This window comes from Rahnella sp. RcJ3 (assembly GCF_009498575.1).
GTDB lineage: Bacteria > Pseudomonadota > Gammaproteobacteria > Enterobacterales > Enterobacteriaceae > Rahnella > Rahnella aceris.
This window is the reverse complement of record NZ_QSNX01000018.1, coordinates 42,549-59,968: the sequence shown is the minus strand read 5'-3', so window position 1 is coordinate 59,968 and position 17,420 is coordinate 42,549. Positions and strand designations below refer to the sequence as shown.

Genomic DNA, 17,420 nt, shown 5'->3' with positions numbered 1-17,420 from the left:
TGCGGACAGCAAGCTGTCCGCAATTTAGTAAGGTTACAGACGATTCTATCATAGAAGAATCGTCAGAAAGGACTAGCTGTCAGACTGCTTTTTCTTCGCGCGCTTGGCTCTGGTGGCCGCCGCAATTTTTGCAGTTTTGTCAGAAGGCTTTTTGGCTTTCTTCGGTTTACCGTCTTTACCCACAGCACTGACCGCTTTCTCTTTCTTCGGTTTGGCTGGTTTTGCGTCATCTTTGCGGAACGCGCTGTCCGGCTCAAAATTCACGTTTTTCTTAGCAGTACGGCGACGGCCAGCATTAGCTGGCGCGGCAGAACGCATGGTACGTTCGCCACCTTTTTTCGCGCGGTCACGCGCGGTTTTGCCTTCACCCCGTGCTTTGCGGGTGCTGGAAACCAGCGCGAAATCGATTTTACGTTCGTCCATATGCACGGCTTCAACACGAATTTCTACCGTATCGCCCAGGCGATAAACCGCACCGGAGGATTCACCCACCAGACGCTGACCGATGTTATCGTAACGGTAATAATCATTGTCGAGCGATGACACGTGCACCAGGCCGTCGATGAACAGATCGTTGAGGCGGACGAAGAAGCCAAAGCCGGTGACACTGGCGATAATGCCGGTGAAGACTTCACCCACATGATCTTGCATGAAGTCGCACTTCAGCCAGTCCGCCACGTTGCGGGTGGCTTCGTCCGCGCGGCGTTCTGCCATCGAACAATGCTCGCCGAGCTGCAACATATCTTCGTAATCACTGTGCCAGCCGCCGGTTGGCGTCCAGCGATCTTTCAACGTGCCGTGCTCTTTCGCCAGCAGATACTTGATCGCGCGGTGCAATGCCAGATCCGGATAACGACGGATTGGCGACGTAAAATGCCCGTAAGAAGGCAATGCCAGACCAAAGTGGCCACGGTTTTCCGGATCGTAAATCGCCTGTTTCATTGAACGCAGCAACATAGTTTGCAGCATTTCGCGGTCAGGACGATCGGCCAGTTCATCCATGATCTGAGCATAATCTTTCGGCTCAGGTTTCATGCCGCCGCCCATCACCAGACCCAATTCACCCAGCACGCTTTTCAGCGCGGAGATATGGTCATCGCTTGGACGGTCATGCACGCGGAACAGCGCCGGTTCGTTATGTTTTTCAACAAAACGCGCCGCAGCAATGTTCGCCATGATCATGCACTCTTCGATCAGTTTGTGGGCATCGTTACGTACGGTCGGTTCGACACGTTCGATACGACGCTCAGCATTGAAGATAAATTTCGCTTCTTCGGTTTCGAACGCGATACCGCCACGTTCTGCACGCGCCTGATCCAGCACTTTGTACATGGTGTGCAGTTCAAGCAGATGCTTAACCAGCGGCGAATATTGCTCGCGCAGTTCCGGGTCGCCTTCGATGATGCGCCAGACTTTGTTGTATGTCAGACGCGCGTGAGAGCTCATCACGGCCTCGTAGAATTTAGAGCTGGTCAGTTTACCCTGCGCGGAGATAGTCATCTCACAGACCATACACAGGCGGTCTACCTGCGGGTTCAGCGAACACAGGCCATTAGACAGCACTTCCGGCAGCATCGGCACAACCTGTGACGGGAAATACACCGACGTAGCGCGGCTGCGGGCTTCATCGTCCAGCGCGGTGCCGTGACGGACGTAATAGCTCACGTCGGCGATTGCCACCCACAGGCGCCAGCCACCACCACGTTTTTTCTCACAGTACACGGCGTCATCGAAGTCACGGGCATCTTCACCATCAATGGTGACCAGCGGCAGATTGCGTAAATCCACGCGACCTTTTTTCGCTTCTTCCGGCACCTGTTCGCTCAGGTCTTCGACCTGTTTGAGAACCTGTGGCGGCCAGACGTGCGGGATTTCATGGGTACGCAGGGCGATATCTACCGCCATGCTGGTGCCCATTTTATCGCCGAGGACTTCAACGATTTTACCGACCGCTTTGGTACGGCGGGTCGGACGCTGTGTCAGCTCGACCACCACCATATATCCCATGCGTGCGCCGTTAATGGCATCGGCCGGGATCAGAATATCAAAGCTCAGACGACTGTCGTCGGGTACCACAAAACCGGCACCCGCATCGGTAAAGTAACGGCCCACAATCTGGCTCATTTTAGGCACCAGAACACGCACGATGCGCGCTTCACGGCGGCCTTTACGGTCGGTTCCAACTGGTTGTGCCAGGACCACGTCACCGTGGATGCACATTTTCATTTGTTCAGCAGACAAATACACATCGTCTTTCTTCACGCCTTCCAGGCGCAGGAAACCGTAACCATCACGATGGCCGATAACCGTGCCTTTCAGCAAGTCCAGACGCTCCGGCAGCGCGTAGCACTGGCGGCGGGTAAAGACTAACTGGCCGTCACGCTCCATGGCGCGTAAACGGCGACGCAGGGCTTCCAGCGCTTCTTCTCCGGAAAGATTCAGTTCGTTACCAATTTCTTCCCGGCTGGCTGGGGTTTCACGTTTCGCGAGATGTTCCAGAATAAATTCACGGCTGGGAATAGGTGATTCGTATTTTTCTGCTTCTCGTTCCAGGAATGGATCTTGTGACATAGCGGTTCCTCCGTTGTCATCAGCAGTTTGTTGAAAGTCTTTCATTCAACAAGCAATAATTTATAGAGCGTTGAGTTGTCTTTGACCATATCGGCCAGAGTGTACTGATTCAGCTCATCAAGAAAATGTTCTACAGCAGTGTGCAGGACTTGTTTTAGTCGGCATGCAGGCGTGATGTGACAAAAGTCGCTGGCGCAATTGACCAGCGAAAGAGGTTCCAGTTCGCGCACCACGTCGCCAATGCGAATGGTCTCTGCGGGCTTGCCCAGTTTAATACCTCCGTTCTTTCCGCGAACGGCAGTGACCAGACCAGCACGGCTCAACTGATTAATGATTTTCACCATGTGGTTGCGCGATACACCGTAAACCTCGGTGACCTGCGAAATGTTGGTCATCTGATCGTCAGGCAACGAAGCCATATAAATCAACGCTCTCAAACCATAATCAGTAAAACTCGTTAACTGCACACATACCTCTGGGTAGCTATTACCCGGTCTTTCCACACCAGCAATGACAACAGGGTGAAGATGATTGTTTATTATGACACTTTGATGATAAACCAGCCGCGAACTTTGCAGCTAATCATTTAGATAGTGGATGGTTTATGGAAAGTAAACAAGTGAAGGGATTCAGAAAAAAATAAACCGGGCAATTTTGCCCGGTTATGACGTTTTTACACAATCAGCTCTGACTGTTATGCATCAAACGGGTCACGCAGAATCATCGTTTCGCTACGATCCGGGCCAGTAGAGATAATATCAACCGGCACTTCAGTCAGCTCTTCGATACGCTTGATATAGTTAAGCGCTGCCTGCGGCAGGTTTTCGACTTCTTTCACCCCAAAGGTGGTTTCGGTCCAGCCGGGCATGATTTCGTAGATTGGCTCGATACCTTCCCAGCCTTCAGCAGCCAGCGGTGTAGTCGTCATTTCACGGCCATCAGGCATGCGGTAACCGACACACAGCTTCACTTCTTTCAGACCGTCCAGCACATCCAGTTTAGTCAGACAAAAACCAGACAGGGAGTTGATCTGCACAGAGCGGCGAACCGCCACGATGTCCAGCCAGCCACAACGACGGCTACGGCCAGTGGTCGCGCCAAACTCGTTACCTTGCTTGCGCAGGAATTCGCCGGTTTCATCAAACAGTTCAGTCGGGAACGGACCTGCACCCACGCGGGTAGAGTAGGCTTTCACGATGCCGAGCACATAATCAACATAACGTGGACCAATACCTGAACCGGTAGCGACGCCGCCAGCAGTGGTGTTGGAAGAGGTTACGTACGGATAAGTCCCGTGGTCGATGTCCAGAAGCGTGCCTTGCGCGCCTTCGAACATGATCAGATCGCCACGCTTACGCGCGCCATCCAGCAGCTCAGAGACGTCAACAACCATTGCGGTCAGGATGTCGGCAATCGCCATCACATCATCCAACGTTTTCTGGAAATCAACGGCTTCTACTTTGTAGTAGTTCACCAGCTGGAAGTTATGGTATTCGATGATTTCTTTCAGCTTGATAGCGAAAGTTTCTTTGTTGAAGAGATCGCCTACGCGCAGACCGCGACGGGCTACTTTATCTTCATAAGCCGGGCCGATGCCACGACCGGTGGTGCCGATCGCTTTATCGCCACGCGCTTTTTCGCGCGCCATGTCGAGTGCGACATGATAAGGCAGGATCAGCGGGCAAGCTTCAGACAGTAACAGACGTTCGCGTACAGGGATGCCACGAGCTTCAAGTTCGCCCATTTCTTTCATCAACGCGTCAGGCGCCAGTACAACACCGTTGCCGATGATGCTGGTCACGTTTTCACGCAGAATGCCAGAAGGAATTAAATGAAGAACGGTTTTTTCACCGTTGATAACCAGAGTGTGACCGGCGTTGTGACCGCCCTGATAGCGCACAACATATTTAGCCCGTTCAGTAAGCAGGTCTACGACCTTGCCTTTCCCTTCATCACCCCATTGAGTGCCGAGTACGACGACGTTCTTACCCATCTCAAGAATCACCAGGTTGCTTAAAAAAGGATTCTAACATCTCATTCTGTGCTTTCCAGCACTTTTAGCACACGTTTGCGGGAAAAATTTTAATTGCGTGCTACCGGTCTCAGCGAGACGTGACAAGCCCGGCGTAACAAACCCTCATCCACCCAGACGACTACGCAACATGTAGTAAATTACGAAGCCTGCGACCACAAGACCCCCACCAAAACGGCGTAAAACCGTGTCCGGAAGATTCGCCAGCGAGAGGATCATTTTTCGCCATGTTTTTGGATAAAGCATCGGCCCCAGGCCTTCAAGAACCAAAACTAATGCCAGCGCCAGCCAGATTGTCGCATTCATGATGAATCGTTCTCATTACATCCCTTCCCTAAAAAGAAAGAAGGATTTCAGAAAAGACAAAAGGCCCCTGAAGGGCCTTTTGGAAATTGCAGAAGCAATTATTTATTTTTTTCAGGTGACTTCATAAAGCGGAAGAAATCGCTGTCAGGGCTTAACACCATGACGTCGTTGCCGCTCTTAAAGCTGGCCTCGTAAGCTCGCAGGCTACGGATGAATGCGTAGAAGTCAGGATCCTGGCTGAACGCATCAGCAAACAGTTTCGCCGCTTCGGCATCTCCTTCACCGCGGGTGATACGGGCAGTACGCTCTGCTTCAGCAACGGTACGGGTTCTTTCGTAATCCGCAGCAGCCTGAATTTTGGTCGCCTCTTCTTTACCCTGAGAGATGTGACGCAATGCCACCGCATTACGCTCAGCACGCATACGATCGTAAATCGCGCTGGACACTTCTTCCGGCAAGTTGATTTGTTTCAGACGTACATCCACCACTTCGATCCCCAATGCCGCCATGCTGTTCGGGTTCACCGCAGGTTGTTTACCTTTAGTTTCCTGCTCAACACGTTTTGCTGCAGAGGCAATCGCATCATCGGCTTCGGTGGTCGCTTCAGGCTCATCGCCTACGCTACCGGTGTTCAGGGCATCACGCACATCCAGCGTCAGACGGCCACGGGAATCGGTCACGATATCTTTCACATCAAGACGACCAATTTCAGAACGCAGACGGTCACTGAATTTACGTTTCAGCAGAATTTCTGCCTGAGATACATCACCACCGCCTGTTGCCAGGTAGTAGCGGCTGAAATCACTGATACGCCATTTCAGGTAAGAATCGACGATTAAGTCTTTCTTCTCGCTGGTGACGAAGCGGTCAGCCTGGTTATCCATGGTCTGGATACGCGCGTCGAGCATTTTAATGGATTCCACGAATGGAACTTTAAAATGCAGGCCCGGCGCATACACCAGCGGTTTATTATCGCTGTCACGCAGGACTTTACCAAAGCGCAGCACAATACCGCGCTGACCTTCCTGAACAACAAACAGTGAAGCATAAAGCGCCACCAGCACCACAACGACGATAAGTAAAAATGACTTACGCATTGTTATTCTCTCCCTACGCGAAGTGTATCGTCACGCTGTGCATTTGCACGGCGCTGGTCCATGACACTGCCAGACGAACGGGAACTGCTGTTATCGGCACTGCTTTTACTGTTACTGCTGGTTAAACCTGGAACGGAAGGCAACAAACCTGTTTCATCATTTTTGCTGGTGTCGTTGGCTGCTGCGTTATTTCCACGCAGCATTTGATCCAGCGGCAAGACCATCAGGTTATTCCCTTTATCACTCACCAGCACTTTACGGGTGTGGCTGAGGACTTTTTCCATGGTTTCGATATACAGACGCTCGCGGGTAATTTCCGGCGCGGCTTTATATTCAGGTAACAGTTTGGAGAAACGGGCCACTTCACCCTGCGCTTCCAGAACCGTACGATCTTTATAGGCTTTAGCATCTTCCAGTAAGCGCTGTGCTTCACCGTTTGCCAGAGGCTGAATCTGGTTCGCGTAAGCTTCTGCTTCACGAATAGACTGTTGTTCTCTTTCACGGGCGGCGATCGCGTTATCGAAGGAAGCTTTCACTTCTTCCGGCGGACGCGCGGTCTGGAAGTTGACGTCCTGAATGGTAATACCCATTTTGTACGGACGAATAGTTTCTTCCAGTACACGCTGGGTATCGCTACGCACGGTAGTACGGCCTTCCGTCAGGATTTTATCCATCGTGTATTTGCCGATAACGCCACGTAATGCGCTGTCAGTCGCCTGGCTCAGGCTGTCGTCAGGGTTGGCGACGCTGAACAGATAAGCTTCAGGATCCGTCACGCGATACTGCACGTTCATTTCAACGCGCACAACGTTCTCATCAGACGTCAGCATTACACCAGACGCAGCAAGTTCACGTACCGATTCTACGTTTACTGCACGAACTTGATCGATGAAGGTCGGTTTCCAGTTCAGGCCAGGCTCAACCAGATGGCTGAACTTACCAAAACGGGTCACAACGCCACGCTCGGCTTCTTTAATGGTATAGAAACCCGTTGCTGCCCAGATCACCACCACCGCTGCGACCGCGATGCCAACAATCCGGCCACCACTCATCCCATGACCGGAACCCGTTGGTGCGCCATTGTTGCTGTTATTGTTGTTGCCTGAACCTTTTCCACCGAAGCCCCCCAGCTTTTTGCTGAGTTTACGGAAGATATCATCCAGATCAGGTGGCCCCTGATTGCGGCCGCCTTTGTTGTCGTTATTTCCACCAGAATTTCCACCAGAGTTGCCGCTATTATTATTGCTGCTGCCCCAGGGGTCGCGGTCCTGTCCGTTATTACCGGGCTGATTCCACGCCATGTTATAGCTCCATTATTCTATGATTGGTGTTCTTCAGGCCAAATCAGACAGACTCTGGTTGCGGACATAGCTTTCCAGTTCCTGCTCTTGTTTGCAGAGGCGACGCCAGTCAACGATGGGCATTCGCACCATCAGACCAATACTGCCATCCTCTTCAATCCATTCTTTTTCAATGGCCTGAAGCTGGTAAAAACGGCTACGAAGTCGGCCTGCTTCCGGCGGTAAGCACAATTCATGCTGCGCAATCTCGCCAGAGAGTCGCTCCGTTAATGCCTGGAAAAGCAACGGAATACCTTCACCTGTCACGGCTGAGAGCCAGACCCTGACCGGCAAATTCTCCTCGTTGCGGTCGATACGCGGAACAAAGTCATCCAGCATATCTATTTTGTTCATCACTAACAGCGCAGGAATTTCATCTGCTTCGATCTCTGCCAGCACCGTATTCACCGCGTCAATATTTTCCTGAACACGGATGTCCGCTGCATCAATCACATGGAGTAACAGAGATGCCTGTCGGGTTTCCTGCAACGTTGCTTTAAAAGCCGCAACCAAATCATGGGGCAGGTGACGAATAAACCCTACGGTGTCCGCCAAAACCGTCTCCCCGACATCTGCCACTATAATACGGCGCAGCGTAGGATCCAGCGTAGCAAACAACTGATTGGCCACGTAGACATCGGCCTGAGTAATACGGTTAAAGAGTGTGGATTTCCCGGCGTTGGTATACCCAACCAAAGACACCGTCGGAATATCCGCACGAACGCGTGAACGACGCCCCTGTTCACGCTGCTTAGCCACTTTTTCAAGACGGCTGAGGATCAAAGTGATTCTGTCCCGCAACAAACGGCGGTCAGTTTCGAGCTGGGTTTCACCTGGGCCACGCGCGCCAATGCCGCCGCCCTGCCGCTCAAGGTGCGTCCAGCCGCGAACCAGTCGGGTAGCAATGTGGCGTAATTGCGCCAGTTCTACTTGTAACTTACCTTCATGTGTTCGGGCCCGCTGGGCAAAAATATCTAATATCAATCCGGTGCGGTCGACAACTCGACATTCGCATAAGGCTTCCAGGTTTCTTTCCTGGCCGGGAGACAAGGCGTGATCAAACAGGATGACAGAGGCGCCCGTTGCTTTGACGGCATCTGCGATTTCTTGGGCCTTTCCTTCACCGACAAAGTATTTTGGGTGCGGTGCCTTGCGGCTCCCGGTGACGACTTGCAACGCCTCTACACCTGCAGAAGATACCAGCGATTCAAATTCGCTCAGGTCTTCCGTGTCTTTGTCCTGCGAGAAATAGATATGAACCAGTACGGCCTGCTCACCGGCTTCATAACGGTCAAACAAGCTTGCGACCTCTCATTTGGGAAAAATTCGCCAGCCGGGGGTGCATAAGCATAATCGGAATACTTATGAACCCCTTCGTGGTTGACCAACGTTGCGCTTTATTCAGCGTCATCGTTTTCCTGCTGCGGCTGTTGCGCAGACGGAGTGCTACCTTGGTGATAATTGTTGGTGCTGCCCGAACCTGGATTATTGCTATGGTGTGACACCGGGCGGGAAGGCACTACGGTGGAGATAGCGTGTTTATACACCATCTGGCTAACCGTATTTTTTAACAGAATGACAAACTGGTCAAAAGACTCAATCTGGCCTTGCAGCTTAATACCATTCACCAAGTAAATAGAAACCGGAACACGTTCACGACGCAATGCGTTCAGGAACGGATCTTGCAAAGATTGCCCCTTAGCCATTCTATCTTTTCCTTATTAGTTTGTTGTTTGTAACTTTGAGCCTATCGGCTCGAAAATAAATCACATAAAAAATTTGCGCGCTGAGTACTGATCAATTGTACACAATCACCCAACCTATGCACTAACAACCTGAATTACACGGTTTAAGGCCTCTTCTGGCTTCTCAGAATCGAGCCATTCGACACTCTCCCAACCTCGCAACCAGGTCATCTGACGTTTGGCCAGCTGTCGTGTCGCGCAAACACCACGATAAACCATTTCATCGTAATCGAATTCACCAGACAAATATGACCACATCTGGCGATAACCCACACAACGAATGGAAGGCAAATCTGTATGCAAATCGCCCCGGGCTATCAGCGTTCTGACTTCGTCTTCAAAACCATTGGACAACATCTGACTAAAACGTTCCTCGATCCGCGCATGTAATAATTCCCGGCGGGTCGGCGCAATCGCAAACTGATGTACGCGATAGGGTAATGTTTCACCCGAAATTTTAGTCAGTTCCGTTAAAGTTTTACCCGAAATAAAAAAAACTTCCAGTGCTCTGGACAGTCTCTGCGGATCATTCGGATGAATTCGCATAGCCGCAACGGGATCTATTTTGCGCAACTGGTCATGTAACGCCTCCCAACCCTGTTCTGCAGCCTGCTTTTCGATACGCTCGCGCACGACAGGATCAGCAGGTGGCAAAGGGGAAAGACCTTCAAGCAATGCCTTGAAATAAAGCATAGTCCCACCTACCAATAACGGGATCTTATTGCGCGAGGTTATTTCTGCCATTTCGCGTAATGCGTCTCGACGAAAGTCAGCCGCCGAATAAGCCACCGTCGGGTCAAGAATATTAATCAACCGGTGCGGTGCTTCAGCCAGCTCTTCTGCCGTGGGTTTCGCCGTGCCAATATCCATCCCGCGATAAATCAGGGCGGAATCGACACTGATAAGCTCGACAGGCAGGTGTTTCAGCAGCGACATCGCCAATGCTGTTTTACCTGAGGCGGTCGGCCCCATAATAAAGATTGCCGGGGGAAGTGCGTTGTTTTCAGAATCAGTCATGCTTAAAAGCCGCCAGCGCGGACTGTAAATCAAGAGGTTGCAGAAGGCCGGACGGGGGCGATTTCACCAATTGCGGGCAAAGACGCTCAACATCCGTGAGTAATTGTATGGCTTGCGAAATCGTCCAGACCTCATGCTCGCAGCCGCAGTGGCGGGCAAACCACATAGCTACCGCATCAGAAGTCACCTCCTGCTGAACAGCAAGGTAACCTAACAGATCAGGTATCAACTTTTGTAAATTTTGTTGGCGTAATGGTAAAGGTACCGCGCGAACCGTCACACGCTGTGACTCACTGAGCATTTCTAAACCAAAATGCTGTAATAACGCCTGATGGCGCGCCAGCACGGCGGTCTCTTCTTTCTGCATTGTCAGCTTCAGCGGAATTAATAACGGCTGCGGCCGCAATCCTTCTTCGGGTGGTGTCAGCTGCGCCCATTTCAGCCAGCGATCGGCCACCGGTAACGCCAGCAACACCAGTTGTTTGCCGCGCTCAAGTAACGCATATTCCGCGGAACATACCGTCAGAACGCGCCCGAAACTCTGGCTGTGCGATTCCAGCGCCGGTTCCGTCAGTGTACGGGCCACTGAAACGGCGGGCTTAGCGGGCTGTGCCACAGCAGGTGCCGGTTCCTGTAAGGAAAACGACTCCGGCGCGGGCTGCAACAAACGTCCGTAAGCTTTGCTTTCTGAAGGATTGTAAGCAGGTTCCGTGCTGCGATAAGCAGATTCACGTGGCTGGCTGGCGCGGGCAGTTTGAGGAAACACATTTTCGCGCGGGGAATTGTTTTCCCGCGATGCCGGCACTTTGCGTTCTGCCGGCTGCGAGAAATGATTGCCACCCGCCGCCTGACGATTTTCCTGCTGCCAGCGCGGCGTATCTTCCTGAAGCTGTGGCTCGTCAAGAACGGGTGCCCCGGCCTGCTGCAATACGGACATCACCGCCTGATAAATAAAATCATGTACCAGCCGCGACTGATGGAAACGCACCTCGTGTTTTGCCGGATGCACATTCACATCCACCTGATGCGGATCGACATCCAGATAAAGCACATACGCGGGCTGCTGATCATCTTTGAGCTGATCCTGATACGCCTGGCGGATCGCGTGATTAATCAGGCGATCTTTCATCATGCGGTTGTTCACATAGCAATACTGCATATCTGTCAGACTGCGCGAACCCGCCGGATCGGCGACCCAGCCACGGATCGCCAGATCACCGTGGCTCCATTCCACTTCCAGTGCGTGCTCGACAAACGCCGGGCTACAAATACTGGCCAGACGGCGGGAGAACTGTGAACGGTCTTTCACCGCGCGATACTGACGGATGAGTTTGCCGTTGTGGCTGAGATTGACGGAAACGTCAAAGCGCGCCAGCGCAATTCGCCGGACAACTTCATCGATATGGGTGAATTCGGTTTTCTCAGTACGCATGAATTTACGGCGGGCGGGCGTATTGTAAAACAGATCCAGCACTTCAACCGTCGAGCCTTGCGGATGCGCCGCCGGTTTGATCGTCACCGCCATATCCCGTCCTTCGGCATAGGCCTGCCAGGCTTCATTCTGCTCTGCGGTGCGCGATGTCAGAATCAGGCGCGATACCGAGCTGATACTGGCCAGCGCTTCGCCACGAAATCCGAGGCTCAGGATTGCTTCCAGATCATCAAGACAGGTGATTTTACTGGTGGCATGACGTGCCAGCGCCAGCGCCAGATCGTCTTTGCCAATCCCGCAGCCGTTGTCGCGAATGCGGATAAGCTTGGCGCCACCGCGATCGATATCAATATCAATACGCGTCGCGCCCGCATCAAGGCTGTTTTCCACCAGTTCCTTCACCACGGAAGCCGGTCTTTCGACAACTTCGCCCGCTGCTATCTGGTTAGCAAGTTGCGGCGGCAGTACCTTGATCGGCATAGCGGCTCCTGTGGCAGACGGTTATTCCCGCCTATGACTGTGGAATAGTTAAGGTTTGGCCGAGCTGTACCTCGCCAGACTTCATATGATTTGCGGTTCTGATGTCGTTCATGCTGACACCATATTTACTGGCGATCGCCGACAGCGTATCGCCGCGTTTCACTTTATGTTTCGCGGGTTTCTTCGCCGTTTTTGCTGTCGAATCCGGTGCTGCGGCTATTGAAGATGTGCGGGTTCCCGCAGGGACTTTCAATCGCTGGCCGACCCAGACGCCGTCTTTTTTCAACTTATTGAGGTCGCGCAGTGCCGCATTTGTCGTGCCATAGCTGTTCGCGATCCCGGTCAGGGTTTCACCCCGTGTCACTTTATGGATCTGCGTGGCACCGGCTGCCCCGGCAGTCACTTCAATCGGACCTGGCTGACTCACGGCAGAGCGGGTTGTCGCACTACTGTCTGCCGCCGCTGCTGATGAGGCCAGCAGCGGACGGTTTTCGACCTTTGGGCCGTTTTGTATCGGATGCGACTGGAAATAATTACGCAGGCCGATGTGGATAGCCCTCGCAATTTTATCCTGGTACGCGCTGCTGCCCAGCAGCCGCTCCTCAGTTGAATTACTGATAAAGCCGGTTTCCACCAGCAGGGAAGGAATATCCGGCGAACGCAACACGCCTAAACTGGCGTGCTCAGGCTTCGCTTTATGCAAAGAGCCAACGGATCGCAGTTCGCGCAGAACACGGGTCGCGACGTCATAACCCACACGTTGTGAATGACCGAACTGTAAATCCAGCACTGCCTGACTGAGATACGGGTCTGAAGCGGTATTCGCCAGCACATCCCCGGCGCCGCCGAGCAGTTCTGATTGTTTCTCGTGCTGCTCCAGCCAGTTACCCATTTCGCTGTTAGCACGACGGTTCGACAGCACCCAGACTGATGCACCACGCGCGCTGCGGCTTGGCGCGGCATCTGCGTGAATGGAAACCAGCACATTAGCGTTTTTCTTACGCGCCACATCGGAACGTCCCATGACGGAAATAAAGTAATCACCGTCGCGGGTCAAGACCGGCTGGAACATCGGGTCGGCATTCAGAATCGCCTGTAATTTACGGGCGATAGAGATGGTGACATTTTTTTCTTTCAGCCCGCCCGCGCCAATTGCGCCAGGATCCTGCCCGCCATGACCGGCGTCAATCGCGACAATTATCCTGCTGTCACTGGTCGACACGGTAGAAGAGCGTGAGTTATCCGGCGCCACCGTAGTAGCTACGACTTTAGTCTGATCATTGGTAAACGGGTTTGATTTTTCGGAAGGCGTAATCATTTTGCCCGCATTTGGCGATGGCGTGTTGGTCGCCACGGCAACCGGTGCACGCTGACGTGCCGGAGCAGAGGCGTTCATGGTCAGCACCACGGTGTACTGGCCGCCGTCTTTTTGTTTAGTGGCGTTGGTTCTGACTTTCTGATTCAGTTCAAATACCAGACGCTGACTCTGCGCATTGGGCGGCGTACTGGCACGCACACGCGTCACCAGATTCTGACCGTTGAAATTCAACGGCAAGCCTTTCATCACGCCGTCCTGACGGATATCCATCACTACGCGTTCAGGGTTGTGCAGAGGGAAAAAAGAGTAATCCGGTGAGCCATCAAATGTAATCGTAACGGTAGATTGCGTGGCACCGTTGGAAACATTGATGTTTTTCATGCCTGCTGCAAAAACCGGTGAGGCGAGCACAGCAAACAATATCAGCGTCGATAACAACATCGCGGCTGAAATATAAAGAGAGGTAAAACGTGAGTTCATCGCGTGATCATCCTTGCTGTTGAACACGATGCAGCAATTTTATGCCAGATTCAGAAACCGCCACCAGCTTCGCGGTGCGACCGGTCAGGGAATAATCCAGCGTCAGTTCAATATCCGGTTCTGGCAACACACCTGCCCCCTGCTGTGGCCATTCCACCAGACAAATAGCGTCCTGTGCGAAATAATCGCGGATCCCCATAAACTCCAGTTCTTCCGGATCAGCAAGGCGATATAAATCAAAATGATACACGGCAATCTTTTCCAGCTGATAAGGCTCGACCAGTGTGTAGGTCGGGCTTTTCACATTGCCCTGATGCCCTAATGCCTGAAGAAATCCCCGGCTAAAGGTTGTTTTACCGGCTCCCAGATCGCCATAAAGATGGATAACCGTTGAACCTTCACAGGCTTTCGCCAGGGAAGCACCTAGTTGCAACGTTGCCGCTTCGTCGGGTAAAGAGATATTAAGTTGATTCATTCAGTGATATCTATTTCTTCAGGTCTGGATTAACTAACGGGGCAATCACCGCTAAAAGATCAGTTGCCAGCATACCGCGAGTTCCCTGCCGGTGGGCAATTTCGTCTGCGGCAGCACCATGCACTACTGAGCCCGCGCAGGCCGCATCATAACTATTCAGTTTCTGAGCCAGCAGGCCGCCGATAATACCAGAAAGTACGTCGCCCATGCCGCCGGATGCCATACCGGCATTGCCGACATCCGCGACCGCCATCTCGCCACGCTCACTGGCAATCAGAGTGCCGGCACCTTTGAGCACCACCACGCCGCCATATCGCTCCGTGAGTTTCTTCGCTGAAAGTAAGCGGTCACTTTCAATTTCGTTCACGCTGCAACCTAACAAACGTGCCGCTTCGCCCGGATGGGGCGTCAGCACACGATTTTGCCGTTTCCGCGGATTGATTGCCAGCAGGTTAAGCGCATCAGCGTCCCATAAGGCCGGTTTATCCCAATTTTCTGCGCGTTCTACCGCCTGTTTGCCCCATTCTTTCTGACCCAGACCGGGACCGATGACTAACACATCCGCCCATTCAAGCCCTTCATCGAGCGACTCTGCGGTGAGTTCCTGCACCATCAGCTCAGGTCTCGCGGTCAGTAACGGTCCGGCATGTTCTTTGTGAGTGAGTACTCGCACCAGCCCGGCTCCACTACGCAACGCGGCTTCCGAAGCCATGCGGATCGCCCCCGCAAAACCGGTATCGCCGCCCACTACCAGCAAACGCCCGTGTTCGCCCTTGTGAGAACAAGGGCGACGCGGGTGCAGCCATGCGCCTAATTGTGACGCATCCAGCCGTTGTAAGGGAGCAAGATGCCCGCCCAGCCAGCTTTCCAGCCCCAGCGCATCGCAGTGTAATTTGCCGGTGTAGTCGCGCGCCTGCCCGGTCAGTAAACCGGGTTTCAGGGCGATGAAACTGATCGTATGCGTGGCGTGAACCGCCTTCCCCGCAGTCTGACCTGTTTGCGCATCAAGACCGGAAGGGATATCTAAAGAGATGACAGGCAAAGACGCCGAGTTCATGGCTTCAATCAGCCCGTCATAAGGTGCTCGCGGCGCGGAAGATAAACCGGTGCCAAGCAAACCATCGATAATCAGATCAGCGTCCTGCGGCCATGCAAAGTCCGCAGGGTTAACCGTGCCGCCGCTTTTCAGCCAATCCTGCCGCGCTGTTTCTGCCTCTTCTGGCAGCGGCTTGCTGCCTGCCACGGCCAGCAGCGTCACGCTTATGCCTGCAGTTTTCGCCAGACGCGCAACTTCAAAACCGTCGCCACCGTTATTACCGTGGCCACACAAAATCAGCCAGTGGCGGGTTTGCGGAAACTCACGCTGCGCCAGTAAAAAAGCGGCTTTTGCCGCACGTTGCATCAGTGTAAACAGAGAAATCCCCGTTTCCTGCGCCGCCTGGCGTTCAGCCTGTCGCAGCCAGTCAGCAGAAAACACAGAATGTGGTAAACTCGCCTCGTTTCGTTTTTCACGTTGGTTCGTCATGACACTCCCTCTCGATCTCGTTCAACTGGCTCAACATATCAAGCAATGGGGCCAATCGCTAGGCTTCCAGCAGGTTGGCATCTGCGATACAGACTTATCTGCCGAAGAGCCTAAACTGCAAGACTGGCTTGATAAACAATATCATGGCGAGATGGAATGGATGGCGCGCCACGGCATGTTACGCGCACGGCCGCATGAACTTCTGCCCGGCACATTGCGGGTGATCAGCGTGCGCATGAATTATTTACCCGCCAAAGCGGCCTTTGCCAAAATCCTGAATAATCCGCAACTCGGCTACGTCAGCCGCTATGCCCTTGGACGTGACTATCACAAAGTCTTGCGCCAGCGTCTGAAAAAACTCGGCGATATGATTCAGGCGCATTGTACTGAACACGCTGATCAGACCGTCACCTTTCGCCCTTTTGTCGATTCCGCCCCCGTGATGGAACGCCCGCTGGCGGAGAAAGCCGGTCTTGGCTGGGTTGGTAAACACTCACTCATTCTTAACCGTGAATCCGGTTCATGGTTCTTTCTTGGCGAACTACTGATTGATTTGCCCCTGCCTGTCGATCAGCCGCAGGAAGAGAAATGCGGAAAGTGCGTAGCCTGCATCACCACTTGCCCGACCGGTGCCATTGTTGCGCCTTATACCGTCGATGCCCGCCGCTGTATTTCCTATCTGACCATTGAGCTGGAAGGCGCAATACCGGAAGAATTCCGCGCGCTGATGGGTAACCGTATCTACGGCTGCGATGATTGCCAGCTGATTTGCCCCTGGAATCGCTATTCGCAACTGACGGATGAAGAAGATTTCAGCCCGCGCGCCGCGCTGCATGCACCAGAGCTGATTGAATTGTTTAGCTGGGCGGAAGAAAAATTTTTGCGTATCACGGAAGGTTCGCCGATCCGGCGTATCGGACATCTGCGCTGGCTGCGCAATATTGCAGTGGCGCTGGGCAATGCGCCCTATTCGGAAGACGTGCTTAATGCCTTACAGTCGCGGGAAGGGGAAAATGCGTTGCTGGATGAACATATCAGTTGGGCAATCGCACAGCAGACAGAAAGAAGGAATGAACATCGGATAGAAGTGCAAACTTCACAGCAAAAACGCCTGATCCGCGCAGTGGAAAAGGGTTTGCCAAGGGATGCATAACCATTCCCCAAAGCAATGCATGAGAAAAGCGATATTTTCTGTGCATAAAAATAAAAATGCTTTGCCAATCAAGTGCAAAAAAAAGAGCAAGTGATCGTCATAACGTTTCTTTATAAATTTATATTGATTTAAATCAACAAGTTATATTTTGGCAATATGGCGGGCGCAAAAAACAGACAGTGTAAAAAAACAACTAAACCTGTGGATAAGTCTGTTTAAAACATTACTACAAATCGTGTAATGATCACGTCATTTATGCACAGAAAATGCAGGAAGAAAGCGTTAAGAAATGATTTTGAACTGAAGAAGAAAACTGGAGCGGGAAACGAGACTCGAACTCGCGACCCCGACCTTGGCAAGGTCGTGCTCTACCAACTGAGCTATTCCCGCATTGAGATGTCTGACATCTGCTGTACTGGCATTTGCTATAAATGCACAGCCTTTGAAAC

Annotated in this window: 14 protein-coding genes and 1 tRNA gene; 1 reads left to right on the top strand and 14 read right to left on the bottom strand. The window is 52.6% G+C overall.

Annotated elements, in window-relative coordinates:
- Nucleotides 1-72 precede the first annotated feature (72 nt).
- From rnr to nnr, 13 genes are all read right to left on the bottom strand, one after another.
- Nucleotides 73-2,571: a ribonuclease R gene (gene rnr / locus DXU84_RS20170; RefSeq protein ID WP_112152034.1), complete on the bottom strand. Its 2,499-nt coding sequence runs from the start codon at nucleotides 2,569-2,571 to the stop codon at nucleotides 73-75.
- Between the two features lie 41 nt (nucleotides 2,572-2,612).
- Nucleotides 2,613-3,038 carry a nitric oxide-sensing transcriptional repressor NsrR gene (nsrR, locus tag DXU84_RS20165; protein ID WP_013573769.1) on the bottom strand — a complete coding sequence of 142 codons (426 nt, stop codon included), beginning with the start codon at nucleotides 3,036-3,038 and terminating at the stop codon, nucleotides 2,613-2,615.
- Between the two features lie 227 nt (nucleotides 3,039-3,265).
- Nucleotides 3,266-4,564 carry an adenylosuccinate synthase gene (locus tag DXU84_RS20160; RefSeq protein ID WP_013573768.1) on the bottom strand — a complete coding sequence of 433 codons (1,299 nt, stop codon included), beginning with the start codon at nucleotides 4,562-4,564 and terminating at the stop codon, nucleotides 3,266-3,268.
- A 144-nt stretch (nucleotides 4,565-4,708) separates the two neighbouring features.
- Nucleotides 4,709-4,909 (bottom strand): DUF2065 domain-containing protein, encoded by a 201-nt coding sequence (locus tag DXU84_RS20155; protein ID WP_013573767.1) that lies wholly within the window; start codon nucleotides 4,907-4,909, stop codon nucleotides 4,709-4,711.
- 98 nt (nucleotides 4,910-5,007) lie between these two features.
- Nucleotides 5,008-6,006, bottom strand: coding sequence for a protease modulator HflC (hflC, locus tag DXU84_RS20150; RefSeq protein ID WP_013573766.1), 999 nt, complete (start codon nucleotides 6,004-6,006; stop codon nucleotides 5,008-5,010).
- 2 nt (nucleotides 6,007-6,008) lie between these two features.
- Entirely contained in the window at nucleotides 6,009-7,307 is a 1,299-nt protein-coding gene (hflK, locus tag DXU84_RS20145; protein ID WP_013573765.1) for an FtsH protease activity modulator HflK, read from the bottom strand.
- A gap of 33 nt (nucleotides 7,308-7,340) precedes the next feature.
- Nucleotides 7,341-8,645 carry a ribosome rescue GTPase HflX gene (hflX, locus tag DXU84_RS20140; RefSeq protein ID WP_013573764.1) on the bottom strand — a complete coding sequence of 435 codons (1,305 nt, stop codon included), beginning with the start codon at nucleotides 8,643-8,645 and terminating at the stop codon, nucleotides 7,341-7,343.
- A gap of 98 nt (nucleotides 8,646-8,743) precedes the next feature.
- Nucleotides 8,744-9,052 (bottom strand): RNA chaperone Hfq, encoded by a 309-nt coding sequence (hfq, locus tag DXU84_RS20135; RefSeq protein WP_013573763.1) that lies wholly within the window; start codon nucleotides 9,050-9,052, stop codon nucleotides 8,744-8,746.
- 114 nt (nucleotides 9,053-9,166) lie between these two features.
- The gene (gene miaA, locus DXU84_RS20130; protein ID WP_013573762.1) at nucleotides 9,167-10,108 is read right to left on the bottom strand and encodes a tRNA (adenosine(37)-N6)-dimethylallyltransferase MiaA; all 942 of its coding nucleotides are present in this window, start codon (nucleotides 10,106-10,108) and stop codon (nucleotides 9,167-9,169) included.
- Complete coding sequence (gene mutL, locus DXU84_RS20125; RefSeq protein WP_014411561.1) at nucleotides 10,101-12,020, bottom strand: DNA mismatch repair endonuclease MutL; 1,920 nt, start codon at nucleotides 12,018-12,020, stop codon at nucleotides 10,101-10,103. The genes miaA and mutL overlap by 8 nt, the downstream gene beginning before the upstream one ends.
- Nucleotides 12,021-12,051: 31 nt before the next feature.
- The gene (gene amiB, locus DXU84_RS20120) at nucleotides 12,052-13,818 is read right to left on the bottom strand and encodes an N-acetylmuramoyl-L-alanine amidase AmiB (protein WP_119261158.1); all 1,767 of its coding nucleotides are present in this window, start codon (nucleotides 13,816-13,818) and stop codon (nucleotides 12,052-12,054) included.
- Nucleotides 13,819-13,825: 7 nt separating this feature from the next.
- Nucleotides 13,826-14,293 (bottom strand): tRNA (adenosine(37)-N6)-threonylcarbamoyltransferase complex ATPase subunit type 1 TsaE, encoded by a 468-nt coding sequence (gene tsaE / locus DXU84_RS20115; RefSeq protein ID WP_013573759.1) that lies wholly within the window; start codon nucleotides 14,291-14,293, stop codon nucleotides 13,826-13,828.
- Nucleotides 14,294-14,303: 10 nt separating this feature from the next.
- Entirely contained in the window at nucleotides 14,304-15,818 is a 1,515-nt protein-coding gene (nnr, locus tag DXU84_RS20110; RefSeq protein ID WP_153376577.1) for a bifunctional ADP-dependent NAD(P)H-hydrate dehydratase/NAD(P)H-hydrate epimerase, read from the bottom strand.
- On the opposite strand from nnr, the gene queG reads away from it, so the two are divergent.
- Nucleotides 15,817-16,971, top strand: a complete 1,155-nt coding sequence (queG, locus tag DXU84_RS20105; protein ID WP_153376576.1) for a tRNA epoxyqueuosine(34) reductase QueG — start codon at nucleotides 15,817-15,819, stop codon at nucleotides 16,969-16,971. The two genes, nnr and queG, sit on opposite strands and share 2 nt — an antisense overlap.
- 314 nt (nucleotides 16,972-17,285) lie before the next feature.
- On the opposite strand, the gene DXU84_RS20100 is transcribed toward queG, so the two are convergent.
- Nucleotides 17,286-17,361, bottom strand: a tRNA-Gly gene (locus DXU84_RS20100).
- Between the last annotated feature and the right edge of the window lie 59 nt (nucleotides 17,362-17,420).